Annotated in this window: 26 protein-coding genes; 21 read left to right on the forward strand and 5 right to left on the reverse strand. The window is 52.7% G+C overall.

Translation table 11 applies throughout. From position 1 onward, the window contains the following. Window positions 1–3: 3 nt before the first annotated feature. The 5 genes from AC2A1E_RS01090 to AC2A1E_RS01110 form a co-directional block, all read right to left on the reverse strand. On the reverse strand, window positions 4–561 hold the full coding sequence (locus AC2A1E_RS01090) for a siphovirus Gp157 family protein (protein ID WP_484382169.1): 558 nt from the start codon (window positions 559–561) through the stop codon (window positions 4–6). Further along, window positions 558–2,702, reverse strand: coding sequence for a hypothetical protein (locus AC2A1E_RS01095; protein WP_484382170.1), 2,145 nt, complete (start codon window positions 2,700–2,702; stop codon window positions 558–560). The genes AC2A1E_RS01090 and AC2A1E_RS01095 overlap by 4 nt, the downstream gene beginning before the upstream one ends. A gap of 44 nt (window positions 2,703–2,746) precedes the next feature. Continuing rightward, a complete protein-coding gene (locus AC2A1E_RS01100; RefSeq protein WP_484382171.1) occupies window positions 2,747–2,992 on the reverse strand; it encodes a hypothetical protein in 246 nt (81 codons plus the stop codon). A gap of 8 nt (window positions 2,993–3,000) precedes the next feature. Beyond that, a complete protein-coding gene (locus AC2A1E_RS01105) occupies window positions 3,001–3,330 on the reverse strand; it encodes a hypothetical protein (RefSeq protein ID WP_484382172.1) in 330 nt (109 codons plus the stop codon). Window positions 3,331–4,376: 1,046 nt separating this feature from the next. Then, a complete protein-coding gene (locus tag AC2A1E_RS01110) occupies window positions 4,377–4,778 on the reverse strand; it encodes a helix-turn-helix domain-containing protein (protein ID WP_484382173.1) in 402 nt (133 codons plus the stop codon). A gap of 79 nt (window positions 4,779–4,857) precedes the next feature. Between AC2A1E_RS01110 and AC2A1E_RS01115 the strand changes: the two genes are divergently transcribed. The 21 genes from AC2A1E_RS01115 to AC2A1E_RS01215 all read left to right on the forward strand — a co-directional run bounded on the left by AC2A1E_RS01115 (window position 4,858) and on the right by AC2A1E_RS01215 (window position 17,448). After that, on the forward strand, window positions 4,858–5,055 hold the full coding sequence (locus tag AC2A1E_RS01115) for a Cro/CI family transcriptional regulator (RefSeq protein ID WP_484382174.1): 198 nt from the start codon (window positions 4,858–4,860) through the stop codon (window positions 5,053–5,055). A 61-nt stretch (window positions 5,056–5,116) separates the two neighbouring features. Further along, on the forward strand, window positions 5,117–5,560 hold the full coding sequence (locus AC2A1E_RS01120) for a toxin YdaT family protein (RefSeq protein ID WP_484382175.1): 444 nt from the start codon (window positions 5,117–5,119) through the stop codon (window positions 5,558–5,560). Window positions 5,561–5,584: 24 nt separating this feature from the next. Beyond that, a complete protein-coding gene (locus tag AC2A1E_RS01125; protein WP_484382176.1) occupies window positions 5,585–5,809 on the forward strand; it encodes a hypothetical protein in 225 nt (74 codons plus the stop codon). A gap of 2 nt (window positions 5,810–5,811) precedes the next feature. Continuing rightward, window positions 5,812–6,549 (forward strand): helix-turn-helix domain-containing protein, encoded by a 738-nt coding sequence (locus AC2A1E_RS01130; RefSeq protein ID WP_484382177.1) that lies wholly within the window; start codon window positions 5,812–5,814, stop codon window positions 6,547–6,549. Then, entirely contained in the window at window positions 6,539–7,954 is a 1,416-nt protein-coding gene (locus tag AC2A1E_RS01135; protein ID WP_484382178.1) for a DnaB-like helicase C-terminal domain-containing protein, read from the forward strand. The genes AC2A1E_RS01130 and AC2A1E_RS01135 overlap by 11 nt, the downstream gene beginning before the upstream one ends. A gap of 38 nt (window positions 7,955–7,992) precedes the next feature. Continuing rightward, on the forward strand, window positions 7,993–8,463 hold the full coding sequence (locus tag AC2A1E_RS01140) for a hypothetical protein (RefSeq protein ID WP_484382179.1): 471 nt from the start codon (window positions 7,993–7,995) through the stop codon (window positions 8,461–8,463). 3 nt (window positions 8,464–8,466) lie between these two features. Beyond that, on the forward strand, window positions 8,467–8,709 hold the full coding sequence (locus AC2A1E_RS01145) for a hypothetical protein (protein WP_459398852.1): 243 nt from the start codon (window positions 8,467–8,469) through the stop codon (window positions 8,707–8,709). Window positions 8,710–8,814: 105 nt separating this feature from the next. After that, entirely contained in the window at window positions 8,815–9,291 is a 477-nt protein-coding gene (locus AC2A1E_RS01150; RefSeq protein ID WP_484382238.1) for a class I SAM-dependent methyltransferase, read from the forward strand. A gap of 1 nt (window position 9,292) precedes the next feature. Next, window positions 9,293–10,066 (forward strand): DNA cytosine methyltransferase, encoded by a 774-nt coding sequence (locus AC2A1E_RS01155; RefSeq protein WP_484382180.1) that lies wholly within the window; start codon window positions 9,293–9,295, stop codon window positions 10,064–10,066. Window positions 10,067–10,284: 218 nt separating this feature from the next. After that, on the forward strand, window positions 10,285–10,476 hold the full coding sequence (locus AC2A1E_RS01160; RefSeq protein ID WP_484382181.1) for a hypothetical protein: 192 nt from the start codon (window positions 10,285–10,287) through the stop codon (window positions 10,474–10,476). Between the two features lie 70 nt (window positions 10,477–10,546). Then, window positions 10,547–11,143 carry a DUF1367 family protein gene (locus AC2A1E_RS01165; protein WP_484382182.1) on the forward strand — a complete coding sequence of 199 codons (597 nt, stop codon included), beginning with the start codon at window positions 10,547–10,549 and terminating at the stop codon, window positions 11,141–11,143. Further along, entirely contained in the window at window positions 11,140–11,445 is a 306-nt protein-coding gene (locus AC2A1E_RS01170; RefSeq protein WP_484382183.1) for a Ref family recombination enhancement nuclease, read from the forward strand. Before AC2A1E_RS01165 ends, AC2A1E_RS01170 begins: the two co-directional genes overlap by 4 nt. Window positions 11,446–11,599: 154 nt before the next feature. Continuing rightward, entirely contained in the window at window positions 11,600–11,857 is a 258-nt protein-coding gene (locus AC2A1E_RS01175; protein WP_484382184.1) for a hypothetical protein, read from the forward strand. Window positions 11,858–11,925: 68 nt separating this feature from the next. Continuing rightward, window positions 11,926–12,525, forward strand: a complete 600-nt coding sequence (locus AC2A1E_RS01180; protein WP_484382185.1) for a hypothetical protein — start codon at window positions 11,926–11,928, stop codon at window positions 12,523–12,525. Between the two features lie 11 nt (window positions 12,526–12,536). Continuing rightward, window positions 12,537–12,758 carry a hypothetical protein gene (locus AC2A1E_RS01185; RefSeq protein ID WP_459398845.1) on the forward strand — a complete coding sequence of 74 codons (222 nt, stop codon included), beginning with the start codon at window positions 12,537–12,539 and terminating at the stop codon, window positions 12,756–12,758. Between the two features lies 1 nt (window position 12,759). After that, complete coding sequence (locus tag AC2A1E_RS01190; protein WP_484382186.1) at window positions 12,760–14,385, forward strand: portal protein; 1,626 nt, start codon at window positions 12,760–12,762, stop codon at window positions 14,383–14,385. Next, a complete protein-coding gene (locus AC2A1E_RS01195) occupies window positions 14,382–14,627 on the forward strand; it encodes a Bbp19 family protein (RefSeq protein WP_484382187.1) in 246 nt (81 codons plus the stop codon). The genes AC2A1E_RS01190 and AC2A1E_RS01195 overlap by 4 nt, the downstream gene beginning before the upstream one ends. Beyond that, window positions 14,599–15,237: a protease gene (locus AC2A1E_RS01200; RefSeq protein WP_484382188.1), complete on the forward strand. Its 639-nt coding sequence runs from the start codon at window positions 14,599–14,601 to the stop codon at window positions 15,235–15,237. The genes AC2A1E_RS01195 and AC2A1E_RS01200 overlap by 29 nt, the downstream gene beginning before the upstream one ends. A gap of 6 nt (window positions 15,238–15,243) precedes the next feature. Continuing rightward, on the forward strand, window positions 15,244–16,080 hold the full coding sequence (locus AC2A1E_RS01205; protein WP_484382189.1) for a hypothetical protein: 837 nt from the start codon (window positions 15,244–15,246) through the stop codon (window positions 16,078–16,080). 34 nt (window positions 16,081–16,114) lie between these two features. Continuing rightward, the gene (locus AC2A1E_RS01210; protein WP_484382190.1) at window positions 16,115–16,351 is read left to right on the forward strand and encodes an Acb2/Tad1 domain-containing protein; all 237 of its coding nucleotides are present in this window, start codon (window positions 16,115–16,117) and stop codon (window positions 16,349–16,351) included. Between the two features lie 203 nt (window positions 16,352–16,554). Next, window positions 16,555–17,448, forward strand: a complete 894-nt coding sequence (locus AC2A1E_RS01215) for a phage capsid protein (protein WP_484382191.1) — start codon at window positions 16,555–16,557, stop codon at window positions 17,446–17,448. Window positions 17,449–17,483: the final 35 nt, after the last annotated feature.

The following is a 17,483-nucleotide window of genomic DNA, read 5'->3' on the forward strand; positions in this document are numbered from 1 at the left end:
GTGTTACCTCACTTGCAGCGTACGTTCGCCGATATCGATACGAGCACCAGGAACAGGGTTGAGCAGCTCTGTTGGCAGCTCCTCCCCCAAAGCAATAATTTCCTCGGCGGCCGCTTTGGCTTTCTCAATAGCCTCTTTGATTTTCTTCTTGTCTGGTGTGATAAGGGTTTCAACGGTTACCACCTCATCTGGCAATAGATCAACGTTGTCGATCACAATACTCGCAGAGCCTTTTCGAACCGTGAACGTGTTAGCCACGGTTTTTAAATTGTTCTTACCGGATGCCAGCAGGCAATTAAGCACATATTGGCGAATGGATTTAGCGCGATTCTCGAATGACTTTTTACGATCTGCTAGGCGCTTAACTTCTTCGTCAACGGTCTTTGCCAGCCCTTCAAGGTTGCGAACGTAGGTATAAGCGGCATCAAGTTTATCGCCTAACGCGCCCTCGATGCCCTCCAAGGTATCTGCGATCATTTCCGGCGTCAGTTCGTCGGAGGTTTCAACCAATTCTTGCAGCTTGGCGTAATCGGATGCTAATGCGATGGCTGTAATGCTCATTGGACTTTCTCCTCGGAAGTGGAAAGGGCTTTGATACGTTCATCTTTCAGAACGGTGAGGCGGCGCAGGCGTCCGGCCAAGTACTTGGCGTGATCTGTGTCGCCCTTGGCTTCGGCTGCTTTTCGATAGGCTTCAATTTCACGCGCGATGGAGCCGTGAATCTTGCTGGCCTCGTTAATTGTCACAGCCTTGCTGAGTGTTTCAGCGACCTTGGTTAACTTCTCGTCCAGTTCTTCACGTAGCCTGGTTACACCCTCGGCCTTATCACTGGCGTTCTTGACTGCAAATTCAGCCTTATTCTCCTCCCGGTAGTTAACATCGTCATACAAACCGAGGAACACGTCAGCGGAGAAACCAAGCTGTGAAAGCGCTTTTTTGGTGGCGTCGGTCAGCGATTTTTTAGGCGCTTCACCATCGCTAACAACGCCATTTTTGGTGGATTGAATGTATGGTGTGCAGCCGTAAGCAGGGATCACGCCTTTTTTCCCTGCGTGCTCAAAGATCAGGTTTATTCTTACCGTGTGATTAACTTCACACAGATAACCGCCTGCGCCATTGGGGATCATCTCTTTCAGGTAATTGCCGTCCTGCTGCTTAACTGATCGCATAATTGGCGCACCATCATCAAACCGTTCCTCGATAACCTCAACGCGCCAGTTAATCCCCTGAGGGCCGAAAACCTTGGTAGCCTGCATAACCATGTAGGTACCATTGATCGACGTCCCGCCACCGTTATTAGCAAACGCTTTTGTATGCTTGGGATCGGTCTTATAAACCCTGTTCCAGATATCAAGGTTATCAAGGGCGGACTGCTGCTGTTCTGCAAAAAATTGCTCGAGCAAATTTGCACGCTGCTCGAAATCATCGGCTTTTAACTGCGTAACCAGCTCGGTAACATCGGCCAGCGTCTTTTCAGCGCGTTGCAGGTGCTCAGATTTACTACCGGGTTCGGTTGCGTATACGCCATACCCCAATTGATCCAGGGTTTCTTTGGCCTGCTGCGCCGTCTCATCGCTAACCTGGTTAGTGGTGGCCACTTCCGTTTTTTCGACTTCATTTGAGGCGGCATCGCCTACTAGGCCATCAACGGAAAAATGACCATTTCCGAGACTTTGCACCTCAAGTGGTTTTTCATCCTGCTGATATCCAGGTTCCCATACCCCGTGCTCACTAAGATAGCTATCAATGTAGCGCCTAAAAGAATCAGGGAAGTGGTGAGTATCTTCTGATGGGGCATTACGGACGACGCCAAAAATAGTCGCACGATCATAACTCTTGATATTTTTTGTTGTGCGCAGTGCCATTGACCAGCATTTCCAATCCTCCCGATCTTCCGCAACTATCTCTTTGGCGCGGCGGTGAATGGCACCAGGAATGTTATAAATGTCGAAATCACCAGGAAATAGGGCGCATGCTATTTCCACATCAAGAGTTTCAAAAGTTTGCTTGAATGCGCGACCAATCGGTTTTGAATCAGTGCTGACGCTGGTCTCTGAATACTGACCAAGTTTTATTCCTTCCCGCTCACTCGGGTTACTTACCCACTCCTGCGCAAAAGCTAATATGTCAGCCTTGGCCGGAACGGAACCACCGGCCTGTTTAAATATGGCTGAAACCAAGCGATAAATGGCGCTGGGATACATGCAGCCCACTTGAGTGACGGACGTTAGCGCCTCGATCACGCTGCGCATGCCGGTATCATCCGGCGTATCTTCATCGTTGAGCATATCGACAACCAGCGAAAGCTGATTGTTATCGATCTCACCCTCACCGTACATCACAACGGCGGCGATCCGAACGTTTGCCGGTTGCTGCATTAAATCGACAGGGCCGGTTGGCACCTCATCAGTTTCGGTTGTTGGTAGAGTGTTGAACTCTTTGGTTTCCTCGTTCCAGAAAACCTCTGTCATCCAGTGAGTACTGAATTGTCCAATGGGTGGGCGGGGCAGTCCAACGCGATCGGCGCAGACTTTAGGTTTCAGGAAGTTATCGCTTGAGTCGGGAAACTCTTCTTCCATTAATGTGATGGCTTTCATTACCGCCAGTTTTGCATTTTTTGCATCGATAGCAACGGCCATCGAAACGGCCCCGCTGGCTACTGCTTTTGGTTTCGGCTCAAAGCCGACAGTGAATATAGGCATGTTGATCCTTCCTATGGTTGGTTAAGCGCTGGTCAGGCGCGGTGTTATTGGCCGGTTTTCGCTAGGCGAATAGCTACCCTAATGCCGGCTTTCGGCAAACGCACAGCTTGATACTCCCCCTTCACCGCATTGGAATAAACCATGCCAGTGGTTGGATAGAACTCAACTCGACGCTTTCCGCCAATAATAGTGAGGTGCTTTGTGCCACTACTGGAATCGCAGTTGTTTTCACGTTCGAAAACAGAGAGGCCCGCGGCGGTGATCATTTCAATTGCTGATTTGATTTCCATTGCTCACCTCAATACGGCAGATCGTGTTCATCAACCGGTGAATGGTCGATGCACAGCAACTGCTGAATTTTGTCGTCGATGATTGCCTGCTGGCGGTGGGATTCAGCCGCAATGCGCTCTTTCTGAGTGCGCAGGGCTTCAATCTGTTTGCCGATAACGTCGATCGGCTCAGGTTCGATTACTTCAACGTTGATAGTGCGGGTTTCAAGCAGAACGCACGAATCGTATACATCTGACATATCCACAGATGAAATAAGGTAAGGCAATTCAGCTTGAGATAGCAGAGGGCGCGTAAGCGCATGGATGTACAGCGTGACGGGTATCTGTAGTGCTTTCATAGCAACTCCGATATAATATTTAACAGATCAGTGGCGTAAGCCGTTGGTCTTTCCTAGAACGGCCGGGGTGGTTCCCGGCACCCGTTGAAGGTTTGGTCGCCTTCAACCATCACCCGGGATGTAAAACCGGGTAACTAGCCCGCCTTGTGCGGGCTTTTTACTTTCTGGAATTAGGTTGCCGGTTACGTTATCCGGCGTCGCGTCACTGGTCAGGTTCTGCGACCGTGCCCTGGTGAGGCTTGGTCTTTCCACGGTTAGCACTGGTCAGGTGCCGATCACGGCTGGTTAGGCCGCTGGTCTTTCCTAGTCCACACTTTCCCGCTGTGGATACGTAGTTTGTGGTGGCCGGTGCATGTCCGGCTTGTTGTCACTTAGGCGTTTAGTCAGCCAGACAACCGGTGCGGCTTGGGTCAAAATGAGGTCAAAAAACCCGCTAAACTTACCGGCGCTTTGCCTGCGCATTCACCACAATCAAAAAGAGCGGGCCACCTACACTATTGCCAGCCCGATTGGGTTTCGGGTTACTTTGCTGGCGGCAGATTTCAGTTTTTCACGCCCACGCTCTTTGATTGTGGTGCTCCGTAACGTGGAGCGGACGGCACTGTTTAACCAGGTTTATCGAGCATCAGGCTTGCCCGTTTACGCGCCTTGGCCGGCTGGCCCGTGAACTCCCTACGGGGCGCAGAGAACACACCATTTCTGGTGGGGAGCGTTCCAAATCAAATTAGGTGCCGGTTACGCTTTCCGGCGTCGCTTTACCCTTGCGGGAGTTACGACCGTCAGCCACATGGTGTAACGCTTGGGCTGCTGTGGCGTGGTAATCTGAATTCCTCACCCCTGTGCGACCGGAATTGGTTCTCCATCGCCACAACACCCCAAATCTTTGCGGTCTTTCCCGCTGTCAGAACTTGTTATCTGAACAACCGCTGCATGGTTTGCGCTGTTGATGGGAATGAGCTTAACCAAAGGTAAGTTAATGGTCAACAAAAATAACTTACAAAAAGTTAAGTTAAGTGGTTTGGAGTGGGTAATTTATTGAATTAACTTTATTTTTTCTTTGAATTTTTTCTTGCCATGAGCAGTTCTTCAAACAATTTGTTGAATCCATCAACTTTTAGTTCGAGATCCGCTATGTGCAGCTCTTTTTCTGATTCAGGAAGGGAGTCGAATAGCTCTAATAGCTTCTGCTGTCTTTCATCAAGCTCTGTTGGCAATTCATCCGCTGGGGTTGGGGCGCTATTCTCATCGCCGTAGAGAAGCCAAGTGGGGGAGCACTTGAGCGCCTTACCTAGCGCGAACAGATTCTTACCTTTCGGCTCAGTCTCGCCATTCTCCCACTTAAAAATTGTGACGTGCGAAACCTTCACTGTATCAGCAAGTTTCTGCTGAGACATGTGAAGCTCAGTTCTACGCGCTCTAATACGCTCGTTCAGCCTTTCGTTTTTCATAGGGGTTAATATAAATTATATTGACTTAGCATTTGTTAAGTCATAAAGTCCAAATCAAAGTTAATAACAGGAGGTAAGCGTGTTAAAAGAAAAAGCAATCGCGTTCTTTGGCAGTAAAACCAAGCTGGCCAAAGCCGCTGGTGTCTCTCAGGCGTCTGTATCGCGCTGGGGGGATGTTATTCCCGAGCGCCGTGCCGCCCGTCTGGAACGCATTACAAACGGTGCTTTGAAATACGATCCAGCGTTGTACCAAGGCCAGCAAACAGGTGCAGCTTAAAGCTGTTCACCCCCAGAAATCTGATTACGCGTAATCAAAAAGCGACAGGAGACGCGAAGAAGTGGACATCGAAAAACTGAAAGACGAGATCGCCGGATGGGCGGTGGAAAGCGGGCAGGAACGTGTAGCCATTGAGATCAGCAAACAATGGCTGCTTTCTGGTGTCGATTCAAAAATCGTGAAGCTGTACCCGATTGAGCAGAACGGCGTTGCTGACCACCAGGCGATCAACACCAATCGACAAGCGATTTTTCGCTGGCTGCGTGGTGAGACTAAAGCATCCAGGGCGAAGATCCGCGAACTGGCCGACGCAATGGCCGCAGCACTGCCGACAGAGCGCCGGGCGCGCCTGGGTGGGGTAACGACTCAATATTTACTGTCTGTGGCCATACGTGAGTTTGCAGCCGCTATTATCGCGATCCTGCTGGGAGCCAACGATACACACCAGCAGATTGCCGGAGCGCTACACGCTTTGCAGAACACCCAGCGCCTGACCAGCGTTTAACCGACCGTTTTAGGAAAGATCAATATGCTGAACTCCATCGACAGGATCACATGGTGTAACGGGTACCGGTTAAACGGTAATCCGGTACCGCCAGAAGAAATCGAACCCATATTCGAAGGGCGACGCGTTGCGGCCCTGTCAATTTGGGAGCGATACGAGCAGAGCAAGGCAGCGCTGCGCGATTTCCAATTAACGCCGGAGCAGTACCAGGAAGCCTGCCGCCAGATAGCCAAGGCGCTGGGGGTCTGATTATGAGCATGAACCTGATGGCGCAAGCCATGAGCATCAAGGTAGGTAATCCACTGCGTAAGCTGGTGCTGATCAAGCTGGCCGATAATGCCAACGATCAGGGGGAATGCTGGCCATCGGTGGCCTACATCGCAGAACAGTGTGAAATCTCAGAGCGTTCTGTACAGAACCATATCCAGCACTTGGTGAAAGATGGCTTCGTGCGCGTGGAAACACGGAAGGCAGAGAACGGCCTTAATCGGTCAAATATTTATCACATCACCTTAAAAAAGCAGGGTGCAAATGCTGCACCCTATGGTGAATCTCCTGCACCCTATGGTGCAAATGCTGCACCAGGGGATGGTGCAGGAGCTGCACCCAGAACCAGTCACTCTTTAGAACCAGTAAAAGAACCTATTGATAGTGGATCAGCTGACGCTGACCCCCAACAACCGCCAGTCGATGATCGAATGAATTACCAGGTGATACTCGACGCCTATCACGAAATCCTGCCAGAAATGGCAGAGGTTCGCGTACTGACCGACGCACGCAAGAAAACCATACGTAACTTCTGGAAGAAATTTAAATTCAACCAGGAGCGCTGGGAGGCGTATTTGCGCTATATCGGCAAACACTGTCGCTGGATGCTTGAGGATCGGCCAAATGGCAGGGATGGTTTCTGGAAACGCAAGAACCTGGATTACCTGGTTACTGAGCGCTGCTATGTCGCCGTGAAAGAGGAACGCGCCAATGATCGATAATCTCCCTCAGGTTCCGTACAGCGTCGATCTCGAACAGGCCATTCTTGGCAGCCTGATGCACAACACCGAAGAGGACAGGGCGATCACAGTGTTTGGGCTGTTAAAGCCTGAATCGTTCTACCTTGCCGCTCACAGGGCGATTTTCAAAGAGATCCGTGCGCTAACCAACGCCCACAAGCCTACCGACCTGATCAGCCTGAGCGATGCGCTGGAAAGCAAAGGGCTACTTGAACAGGTGGGCGGCTTTGCTTACCTGGCCGAAACCGGGCGCAAATCCAGCGTTCACGCCATGACCAGCTACGCGCATGCCGTCCGTGAAAAAGCGGTTTTGCGGTATGCACTCGAAAAGCTGCATGCCTGCATCGAGATGGTGAGCACAAATAACGGCATGGACGCAGCAAACAAGCTGGCCAGCGTGCAGCAGATGATCACCGCCGTTACAGATCATGCCAGAACGGGCAAGCGCGGCGGCCTGCGTCCGGCTGGGGAGATTATCGAGGAGTGGGTGAATGATATCAGCCGTCGATTTGAGGATCCGACGAACGCAGCCGGTTTAACGCTGGGTATCGCAAGCCTTGACCAGGTGATGTTCCCGAAACAGGCCTTGCGCGGTTCGCTCGTTGTGATCGGTGCTCGTCCAAAAATGGGTAAAACAGCCGTATACAACAAAATAGCCACTCACTTTGCACTGAATCACCGTTTGCCGACGCTGGTTTTCAGCCTGGAAATGACCGACCGGGGGATCATCGAGCGCATGGTCGCTCAGGAAGCTGGCGTTAAGTCTGAAATTTTCTACGTGGGTGCCAACGATGATAGCGATATGTCGCGGGCAATAGCCAAGGCGATGGAGCTATCCGAATCCAACCTGATGATCGACAGCACGCCGGGCGTGACGCTGGCGCACGTCGTAGCCGAAAGCAGGAAGATAAAACGCCTGCGCGGCGCCATCGGCCTGATAGCGATCGACTACCTCACACTGATGAAAGCGGAAGCCGCAGAGCGCCGCGATATTGCCTACGGCGATATCACCACCGGGTTAAAAGACCTGGCTAAAGAAATGGATTGCGTAGTGCTGTTGCTGACACAGCTCAACCGCAAACTAGAAGAACGCGCCGATAAGCGGCCGGTACCGAGCGACAGTAAAGACACAGGGCAGATAGAGCAGGATTGCGACGTCTGGATCGGCCTGTACCGCGATGCGGTTTACAACAAGAACTCAGACCCGCAACTGATGGAACTCATCCTGAGGTTAAACAGGGAAGGGGCCAGCGGTACCGCGCACGCCCTGATGGTTGACGGATATATCAAAGACATTTCACCCGAGGAGGCACAACGCCGATCACAGACTGGCCAAGAAAAATCAAAGCGATATGCCAAAGACAAAAAAACCACCGAAGAATTCTAACCGCGCCTGACCAGCGCTAAAAACCAAAGGAAAGACCTATGCACACTGAAATCGTTTATCCAAACGCCCCGTACGTTGTTGATGATGGCTGTGATTACACCGCACTGATCATCTGGCGCATGAATGCCAATGCCCGCGCCAGCACCCGTTCCGCGTTTGTACCTGCGCCGGTACCGGTTCAAGTCATGCAGCCGAAGTTCTCCCGTAAGCCTGTGGCCAGTAAGCCCGCAGCGAAGAAAGCCAAGAAGGCAGGATTTCCCGGCGAAAAGCTGGTGGCGATCATGCTTGGAAAAACCCTATCGCATTCCAGCATCTTGGCCGCACTTGATGCGCAAGCCCCCGGACACGGATTAACCCGGCATGTTCTACAGGCTCGAATCACCGCGATGCTGAAATCCCCCCACTGCGAAATTACGCGCCATGAAAAACCGGTACCGGAGTTCACCTTAACCCGCGTCGATCCACAGTTTTACGTTAACTCGGATCGCGGCGCCAAAGCGTTGAGGTAACCCATGGCCGGGCAATCGGATTACCTCCCGCCCGGCTTACCGTTCAATCGCGGAGCCTGGCCGCAGGAATATCGGGATCTGGAAAATCTCGACCTGCGCGCCAGCGGATTAATCAAAGACCTGTACGCGGGGAAGATCGTCCGCACAAAGGTACTGATCGCGATTGAAGAGGTGCCGGAAAAATACCGGGAGCATTTCAGGGCGCGCCTGAATTACTGGCGTGATCGCAAAGAGAATCGGGGTTAGCAGAATGAAATTACGCAAATTATCAATCGGGGTGTGGGTGTTTTTGGGCTGCTATGTGGCAGTGCTGGTGGCCTGTATTTATGCATTGGTGGTGATTCTATGATTATGAAGAGTAGGGCGATCCTTGACGTTTGTTGTGGTTCCCGCATGTTCTGGTTTGATAGGGCTGATCCACGCGCTGTGTTTTGTGATATCCGCAATGAGGAACATACGTTGTGTGACGGTCGCCCGTTGGTAGTAAGCCCTGACGTAATAGCTGACTTTCGCGCGCTTCCCTTTGCCGATGCTTTTTTTCCAGTTGTTGTTTTCGATCCGCCGCACCTTGATCGCGCTGGGCCAAATGGGTGGCAGGGGAAGAAGTACGGGAAGCTAAATCGCGATACTTGGCGTGATGATATCCGGGCTGGGTTTTCAGAAGCATTTCGCGTGCTGAGGCCTCACGGCGTTTTGATATTCAAATGGGCGGAAACCCAGATACCCGTGAGCCAAATAATCGTATTGACGGATGAGCAGCCAGCCATCTGGCAGCGTACCGGCAAGGCAGACAAGACACACTGGATCATATTCGTTAAGGGGGAGTGATATGCGTGGCGCTTACTACAACGAAATCGACCCATTCGCCGCGCAATGGCTCAGGAACCTGATCGCAGCCGGGCATATTGCGCCCGGTGATGTTGATGAACGCTCGATCGTGGACGTAAAACCCGATGACATTAAAAACTATACCCAATGCCATTTCTTCGCCGGTATCGGAGTCTGGAGCTACTCACTGCGCCAAGCCGGATGGCCTGACGATCGTCCCGCCTGGACTGGCTCTTGCCCGTGCCAGCCTTTTAGCGTCGCTGGAAAGCAGGCGGGCCAGCAAGATGAAAGACACCTTGCACCAATCTGGCTCGATCTCATCAAAGAGCGCCGCCCTCCAGAAATCTTTGGAGAGCAGGTTAAAAACGCAATTAATAGCGGATGGCTCGATAATTTATTCGATGAGTTGGAAAGCCAGGGTTACGCCTGCGGGGCGTCAGTATTCCCAGCTTGCGGCGTCGGTGCGACGGATATCAGGACAAGGCTCTATTTCTGCGCTACCCACGCCGATAGCCCGAGACTACAGAGGTGGGATGAGTATGGAAAACCTAGAACGCCGGAAATTGCATCCGCGTGGAGTGAATTTACAAGAATTCATGCAGCGTCAAATTGGAAAGCCTGGCTATCTGAATCCGGAACTCCCGCGATTGTTAATGGGGCTACCGCGAGAGTGGGACGAACTCGCGCCTATGGTAACGCCATCAACGCAGAAGCTGCGAAAGCGTTCATAGCGGCATGTATGGAATTACCATTGGTAGACCAATCATATAGTTAAATGCATTTTGAATTATTTCTTATTGAATAATTGATCAATGCCCGGGTTACTGATACTGTTTTTATATACAGTATTTTTCTGTATCGATCGGTGAAAACGATCGGTTTCGCGTTATCGATCTATACATCCTATTTGATAAGGCACCAAAACAGGACTTAGCTTTAGGTGCAGGCAGGGAGTGGAAGGGATTATATATATCTGATTTTCCGGGGTTATTTATGGTTGATGTAACAGATTTTATAAAAACACTCCCTGTCAATTGTTACATAGCCATTCGCATTGTCGATGGCCAGATAATTGGCACAAGAGACATTAAGGATGATGAGTTCATTTTAACATTTAAAGCATTGATAGAAATACAGAAAATGGCAGGTTATACGGTTGTATCACCCGAGGGTATTACGCTATAATTAAGGGGCTGGATTGAACACCTAGCCGCTTTAAATTCTGAACAATTGCTGCGCCAAAAGGGGATAACTTATGGCGCAGTATTCATTTGTAAAATCAGCAGGTGGTTTACTGGTACCGGCAACCCCGGACGCCAGGGAATTCTTGCAAACAAAAGTGAAGTTCGGTGCGGTTCTGTATGCTGATTTCAAGCAGGCCCGCAATCCAGCATTTCACCGTAAATACTTCTCCCTCCTGAATCTCGGTTATCACTACTGGCAGCCGACAGGCGGAACAATATCGCCAGCCGATAAAGAACTCATACGCGGCTACGTATTATTTCTGGCTCATTACGCTGGCAACGAAGACGCATTGCAATCCGCTGCTGATGAGTATCTCAAAGACGTAGCACACAACCGCGCCGCAAATATCAGCATCACAAAATCATTCGAAGCATTCCGCGCCTGGGTAATCATCCAATCTGGCCACTGCACTGAATACCACATGCCTGATGGCTCAATCCGCAAAGAGCCCAAAAGCATTTCATTCGCAAAGATGGACGATATCGAGTTCGCCGAACTCTACAAAGCCACAATCGATGTGCTGTGGAATTTCATCCTGTACCGCACATTCCCAAACCAGCAGTCCGCAGAGAACGCCGCATCACAGCTTCTGGATTACGCATCATGACAACCAAAGCCGAAAAGGAATGGTTATCTGACGTTGCGGAACTCGGTTGCGTGGTATGCCGCAACCTGTGTTATGGCCAATCCCCCGCAGAAATCCACCACATCCGCACCGGACAGGGCGCAGGACAGCGCGCCAGCAACTACAGCGTATTACCCCTTTGCCCACAACATCACCGCACAGGCGGTCACGGCGTCGCTATACACGCTGGCCACAAAACATGGGAGGAAAACTACGGTACCGAACTGGATTTACTGGAACAGGTGAAACGTGAAGTGGGGGAGTTACGCGAATGCAGAATTTAATTCTACTCCTATGGACAACAGGAAATGCTGAAAAGTCACAGGGCGCCACGCGGGCGGATAGAACAATATTCTGTCTACCCCCCTTTTCGATAAGCGGGAAGTGCGGGCGCATCGCGCATTACCCTCGCGCACGCGCGCGTTTAGGGGGTTAAAAATGCCTCTCGTCGCCACTTTCCGCACTGAATGGTTTCGCGTCATTACCGACCTAAACCGCCGCTCCATTTCAACCCAGCAGATCGCCAACGAATTGGGCGTAAGCAAATCCGCCGTGCTCGGCTGGAAATCCGGCAGTGAACCGCGACACGGGGACGGTGAAGCGCTTATCGCGTTGTGGTGCCAGGTAACCGGGCTGGACAAGAAGAAGTTACCCACCGTGCTCTATCGCCAGTGGTGGACGTTTAAGCGCGGTTGATTTGGTCGGGATTCCGTCCGCACACCCCGTTCAAGATGACCACTCAATCAAACCACGGAGTAACCGCAATGGCTCGTCCTAAGAAGACTGTTGAAGTGCCGGGGCAGGAAACCAAAACCGATGAAATTGATACCACGCTGGAGAATTCTTTAACCGGCACCGCCATCATTCAGCAAGTAACCGAGACTGCAAACACCGCCGCAGAACTGAACGCCGCCACCGCTGGCGCAACGGTTATCGCAGAAACCACCACGGCAACCGGTACCGACACCGCCGCGCCGATTATTGGTGCCGATCCGGGCCAGGTCGATTCCACTGCTGGCGTAACAGTGCAGCAGAAGGTTGGGGCGTTACTCGATAGCACTGCGCTGGCAGAACGTAACGCAATACTTTCCACGCTGTCAGCCGCTGGCTTCGATGTTATCAGCCGTTTCGAGGCGTACGGCTTCGTTGATGAGGTTGGCCACCCGCTAACCAATAACCTCGACTTCCTCAGCCTGGTAAGAAAGGCGACTGCCTCACAGGTGGCAATTACCGCACCAGGCACTGACCCAACACTGCAAGGCATCATGACTGCAACAGAGGCTATGAGGCGCAACGAAGATGGTGCGCGCAAAGCCTTAACCAAACCCGTGCTGACTAAAGACGGCTGGCACGTACCAGAGTAGGAGATTCCCCCATGTGTGGAGGCGGAACACCAAAAGTAGTACAGAGCGACCCGCAAGCCGAGGCAGACGCAGCCGCGAACGCTGGCGCTAAAGCGGCGAACGCAGACGCAGCAGCACGCAAGAAGCGCAAGAAAGGCTCCTCGCTGCTGGCCACCGGCTCAACCGGCGCAACTGATTCCGGTAGTTCACTGCTGGCCACCGGCGCAACCGGCAAACCAACCCTAGGGGCTTAAGATGGACGAAATCGCCACCCGCTTGCTAAAGCGCGTGAACAACCTCAAAGCAGGCCGCCAGTTGCATGAAAGCGTCTGGCGGGAATGCTACGACTTCACGTACCCGCTGCGCGGCAGTGGATTCAGCACGCAAGTTCTCGACGCTCAGAGTGCTAAATCCAAGGTGGCAATGCTGTTGGACGGCACTGCGACAGACAGCGCCCGCATGCTTGCATCGGCGCTTATGTCCGGCATGACACCGGCAAACGCACAATGGCTGAGTTTCGATAGCGAATCCCTGCCTGATGATGCCAAGGCCTGGCTGTCAACATGCGCAAGCCTGGTATGGGAGAACATCCACGCCAGCAACTTCGACGCAGAAGGCTACGAGGCCAATCTTGACGTTGTATGCGCTGGCTGGTTCGCGCTGTACATCGACGAGAACCGCGATGAGGGCGGTTTCTCATTCCAGCAGTGGCCGCTGGCGCAGTGCTTTGTGGCATCCACCCGCAAAGACGGCATCATTGATACCATTTACCGCTGCTACCAGCTCACAGCAGAACAGGCGATCAACGAATTCGGTGAGGATGCTCTGAGTGAGAAGATACTCAAGGCGGCGAAGGATAAACCAGACGATAAGTTTGAATTCCTGCACGCCATCTTCCCGCGCACAAACTACGTGGTGAATGCGCGCCTGGCTAAAAACCTGCGCTTTGCGTCGTACAACGTGGAAGTAACCGGGAAAAAGGTGGTGCGCGAATCCGGGTACCACGAATTCCCTGTTTGCGTTCCGCGCTGGATGAAGATACCCGGCACCAGTTACGGCGTGGGCCCAACGTATGACGCGCTCCCGGACTGCAAAGAACTGAACGAAATAAAACGCATGGAGAAGGCCGCGCAAGACTTGGCTATCTCCGGCATGTGGATTGCCGAGGACGATGGCGTACTCAACCCGCGCACCGTCAAAGTGGGCCCGCGCAAAATCATTGTGGCGAACAGCGTCGATAGCATGAAACCGCTGCTCACCGGCTCCGACTTCAACGTCTCATTCACAGCAGAAGAACGCTTACAGCGCGCTATCCGCAAAATTATGATGGCCGACCAGCTACAGCCGCAGGACGGCCCGGCCATGACTGCCACCGAGGTGCATGTGCGCGTGGCGCTCATCCGGCAATTGCTCGGCCCTGTATACGGTCGATTCCAGGCTGAATACCTGCAACCCCTTGTTGCCCGTTGCTTTGGCCTGGCGCTGCGTGCCGGTGTATTCCCGCCGCCTCCGGAGAGCATGAACACCGCCAATTTCAACGTGAAATACATTTCACCGTTGGCGCGCGCCCAGAAACTGGAGGATGTGACCGCGATTCAGCAGTTGGCGGCATCAGTCGGGCAACTGGTAGCCATTTACCCGGACGCGCGCGACAACCTGGATTCTGATGAAGCAATACGGGTTATGTCTGAGGGGCTAGGCGTACCAGCCAAAGTATTACGCTCATCCTCTGACGTCAGCAGCATGCGAGATGAACGCGCCAAAGCGCAGCAGGAGCAGGCACAACAGGCGCTGATGATGCAGGCGGGCCAACAGGCAGCCAGCGCAGCAGGGCAAGAAGCCGGGGCAGCACTCGGCCAACGATTGGCAGGTAACCAATGACCGAGAAGCAAATCACGCCCGAGGATTACAAACGGCTATTTGAGGAAATGCCGGGCGGGCCTCAAATCCTTGATGAGTTAACCAGGCGCTTTGGCATGGCCATTTTCGTGAAGGGTGGCCATGAGGGGGATAGGGAAACGTGTTACCGGGCAGGGCAGCGCTCGGTACTGGATTTCATCCTGAATCAAATCAACAGAGCTAACGGGGTAGACGATGGCAATGACTCAAGTATTAACGGCTAACGGCTGGGAGGTTGTTCTGGTACCGCCAGAATCGCAAACCGTCAGCGTTGACGATATCACCGGCGCAACGCCGCTGGGTAAATTGCTGCTGCAAGCTGATACGGAAGCCGAGGCCCGGCTACTGATTGACGCCGCGCACCAGCAATTAACCTTTGTGCAAGATGTTTACTCATGGACTGGAACGCAAAACATCGCGGCCAGTGCGTTTTTCAATCTGGCATCCCTGGCCGCCACGTTATCGACCGATAGCGACGCGGGCTCAACGCATACCGCCACGCTGTACAAGGTGCCAGCCAAGACCAGCAAATCAATGCTGCTGTTTCGTATTCGTGTGAGCGGCACTGTTGGGGGAGCCAGCGGAACAGCCCGTGAATGGAAAGTACAACTGCGCCGCCCTGATGGCACAACGATCATCGGTTCCAATTCCACGGTCAAGGTAACCGGTACCGACCTATCAAACCGCGACCATAACCTAATCAGCTACACGTACGGGCCTACGGATCCATTCTCGGTTAATGGCTTCATGCTCGGCCTGCTGAACGAAACAGGCCAGACACTGGCCATTACATCACTAACGCTGACCATTCAGCGCGTATTCAACCTGGAGTAAACGACGATGTGGAAACTTAAACACTTATTCATGAACGCCGCAGGCACTGAGGGCGGCGAAGGGGGCAGCGGTGGCAATGATGGGAGCAATAACGGCGGTGGTGATCAGGGTGGCAATAGCACTTCTTTGCTCAGCACCGGCGCAGAAAGCCAGCCGGGCGCGACTGATTGGATACCAGAGAAATACCGCGTCACTGGCGAAGATGGCAAGCTCAACATGGAGAGTTCTGCTCGTAAGCTGGCTGAGGCGCATACAAGCCTTGAAAAGCGCCTGGGCGGTGGTGACGTTCCACCAAAAACCGTAGAGGAGTACGCCCCTAAAGTTGAGGTGGACGGTTTCAATTGGGAAGAATTCAAAGCCGATCCAGAAATGCAGGGCTTTTTAAAATCCGCCCACGCTAAGGGCATCACAAACGATCAGCTCGGTTTCGTGCTGGGTGAATACATGCAGCGCGCTGGCGGCTTGGTAAACGGTGCAGCAGAACTGGACGCGGAAGCCGCTACCACCGCATTACGTGAAGTATGGAAAACCGACGCGGAGTTTAAACAGAATATCGGCCTGGCTTACCGCGCATTCAACAATCTGGCCGACCCTGCCGACAAAGGCAAGATGGATGAAATCGGTAATAACCCGATGGTGATCCGCATGCTGGCCAAGATTGGCGCAGAGATGAGCGAGGATGCACCAGTGGGCGGTGAGATCAACCTCGAAGAGCAGCAGAGTATTCGCGACCTGATGAAGTCCGAAGCGTACACAAATCCTAAACACGCCGATCACGAACGCGTATCCGCTCAGGTTCGCGCGTTCTATCGTAAGACTTACGGCGAACAGCCGATAGGGTAATTTTCACACCATAGGAAAATAAAGGGGAATGCCAATGAACGAAGCAAAACCGCAGGATGGCTCAACCGTTAAGGGCTATCGCACATTAACCGCTGGCGATATTGAAGTAATGAATCGCCTCAAAGATGTTAGTCGCCACTTTTTAAGCTTACTGGATACCGCCAAAGAAACTGGCGCAGATCCACGCTGGGTAGCAATGGCAAAAACAGAGATGCAGAAAGCCTGCATGTTTGCGTGTCGTTCCGTCGCTAAGCCGGATGATGATTGCTAACAAATATATCACCACCTCCAAGCCAGCCTAACCGCTGGCTTTTTTATTTGGTCGGGAAACCGACCGCACACCACACCCAAAATCACTCCAACAGCCCGGCGTGGTAGCCGGATACCTGAATTCCCGCTGACCGTAACGCCACCCGGCCAGCGTACCGAGCCGGGAAACCGATACCTCGCAGGCGATTGTTTGGAGTAATTAAAATGCCATTTACAGCCAATAAGAACATGATTACTGCCGCGTTCGTGCAGCAGTTCCATGATGGTTTCGAGATTGCGACCCAGCAGATAGACAGTCGCTTTCAAGGCTCCGTTAAAGACCGTGGGATGATCACCGGCGCTAGCTTCACAATCAACGATATGGGCACCGTGGAGATGCACCCGCGCACCCAGCGTTTCGGTGATACCGTTTGGGATGTGCCGGAAGCCGGTACCCGCAACGTGATCATGGCCGATTACGATCTGCATATCCCGGTTGAACCTACAGACGTGCCAAAACTGCTGGCGCAGCCGCAGGGCGAGTATATGAACGCCACTGTAGCGGCAGCAAACCGCACAAAAGACCGCATCATCTACGCTGCACTGCTGGGCGACATTCTGCGCAAACAGGAGAACAACGGCGCATACACCCCTGTAGCGCTGCCGGTGAGTCAGAAGATTGTTTCAGGCGGTACCGGCATGACCAAGGCCAAGATTATCGCCGCGAAAGCGATTTTCCGCAGAAACGAGGCCGACGAAAAGAACGGCGAAGAACTGTACATGGCGTACAACGCCGACATGCTGACGCAAATCCTAAGCGATACCACGCTGACCAGTGCCGACTTCATGGCAGGAAAAATGTTGCAAGAAGGTGCCGTGGCGAATAAGTGGCTGGGCTTCAACTGGATCCCTTACGAGGAATTCAACGTAACCGGCAGCACGGCGACCGCTGTAGCCTGGTCGGGAACCGCTGCGCACTTCGGTACCGGCATCAGCTATAACGTTGATATCGGCCCGCGCCGCGATAAGAACAACACTATTCAGATCTCTGTTCTGGCCTCTTACGGCTCAGGTCGTGCAAACGAGAGAAAAGTCGTCGCCATCGATTTTGATGCCTAATGCCAGCGCCTTTGCCGGGGTAACTCCCGGCCTTT

It is taken from the genome of Serratia sp. HNCC26DJ206, assembly GCF_057180605.1.

Coding starts and splice junctions, on each gene's coding strand:
- AC2A1E_RS01090 (WP_484382169.1), bottom strand. CDS start 561: ATGAGCATTACAGCCATCGCATTAGCATCCGATTACGCCAAGCTGCAA.
- AC2A1E_RS01095 (WP_484382170.1), bottom strand. CDS start 2,702: ATGCCTATATTCACTGTCGGCTTTGAGCCGAAACCAAAAGCAGTAGCC.
- AC2A1E_RS01100 (WP_484382171.1), bottom strand. CDS start 2,992: ATGGAAATCAAATCAGCAATTGAAATGATCACCGCCGCGGGCCTCTCT.
- AC2A1E_RS01105 (WP_484382172.1), bottom strand. CDS start 3,330: ATGAAAGCACTACAGATACCCGTCACGCTGTACATCCATGCGCTTACG.
- AC2A1E_RS01110 (WP_484382173.1), bottom strand. CDS start 4,778: ATGAAAAACGAAAGGCTGAACGAGCGTATTAGAGCGCGTAGAACTGAG.
- AC2A1E_RS01125 (WP_484382176.1), top strand. CDS start 5,585: ATGCTGAACTCCATCGACAGGATCACATGGTGTAACGGGTACCGGTTA.
- AC2A1E_RS01130 (WP_484382177.1), top strand. CDS start 5,812: ATGAGCATGAACCTGATGGCGCAAGCCATGAGCATCAAGGTAGGTAAT.
- AC2A1E_RS01135 (WP_484382178.1), top strand. CDS start 6,539: ATGATCGATAATCTCCCTCAGGTTCCGTACAGCGTCGATCTCGAACAG.
- AC2A1E_RS01140 (WP_484382179.1), top strand. CDS start 7,993: ATGCACACTGAAATCGTTTATCCAAACGCCCCGTACGTTGTTGATGAT.
- AC2A1E_RS01145 (WP_459398852.1), top strand. CDS start 8,467: ATGGCCGGGCAATCGGATTACCTCCCGCCCGGCTTACCGTTCAATCGC.
- AC2A1E_RS01150 (WP_484382238.1), top strand. CDS start 8,815: ATGAAGAGTAGGGCGATCCTTGACGTTTGTTGTGGTTCCCGCATGTTC.
- AC2A1E_RS01155 (WP_484382180.1), top strand. CDS start 9,293: ATGCGTGGCGCTTACTACAACGAAATCGACCCATTCGCCGCGCAATGG.
- AC2A1E_RS01160 (WP_484382181.1), top strand. CDS start 10,285: ATGGTTGATGTAACAGATTTTATAAAAACACTCCCTGTCAATTGTTAC.
- AC2A1E_RS01165 (WP_484382182.1), top strand. CDS start 10,547: ATGGCGCAGTATTCATTTGTAAAATCAGCAGGTGGTTTACTGGTACCG.
- AC2A1E_RS01170 (WP_484382183.1), top strand. CDS start 11,140: ATGACAACCAAAGCCGAAAAGGAATGGTTATCTGACGTTGCGGAACTC.
- AC2A1E_RS01175 (WP_484382184.1), top strand. CDS start 11,600: ATGCCTCTCGTCGCCACTTTCCGCACTGAATGGTTTCGCGTCATTACC.
- AC2A1E_RS01180 (WP_484382185.1), top strand. CDS start 11,926: ATGGCTCGTCCTAAGAAGACTGTTGAAGTGCCGGGGCAGGAAACCAAA.
- AC2A1E_RS01185 (WP_459398845.1), top strand. CDS start 12,537: ATGTGTGGAGGCGGAACACCAAAAGTAGTACAGAGCGACCCGCAAGCC.
- AC2A1E_RS01190 (WP_484382186.1), top strand. CDS start 12,760: ATGGACGAAATCGCCACCCGCTTGCTAAAGCGCGTGAACAACCTCAAA.
- AC2A1E_RS01195 (WP_484382187.1), top strand. CDS start 14,382: ATGACCGAGAAGCAAATCACGCCCGAGGATTACAAACGGCTATTTGAG.
- AC2A1E_RS01200 (WP_484382188.1), top strand. CDS start 14,599: ATGGCAATGACTCAAGTATTAACGGCTAACGGCTGGGAGGTTGTTCTG.
- AC2A1E_RS01205 (WP_484382189.1), top strand. CDS start 15,244: ATGTGGAAACTTAAACACTTATTCATGAACGCCGCAGGCACTGAGGGC.
- AC2A1E_RS01210 (WP_484382190.1), top strand. CDS start 16,115: ATGAACGAAGCAAAACCGCAGGATGGCTCAACCGTTAAGGGCTATCGC.
- AC2A1E_RS01215 (WP_484382191.1), top strand. CDS start 16,555: ATGCCATTTACAGCCAATAAGAACATGATTACTGCCGCGTTCGTGCAG.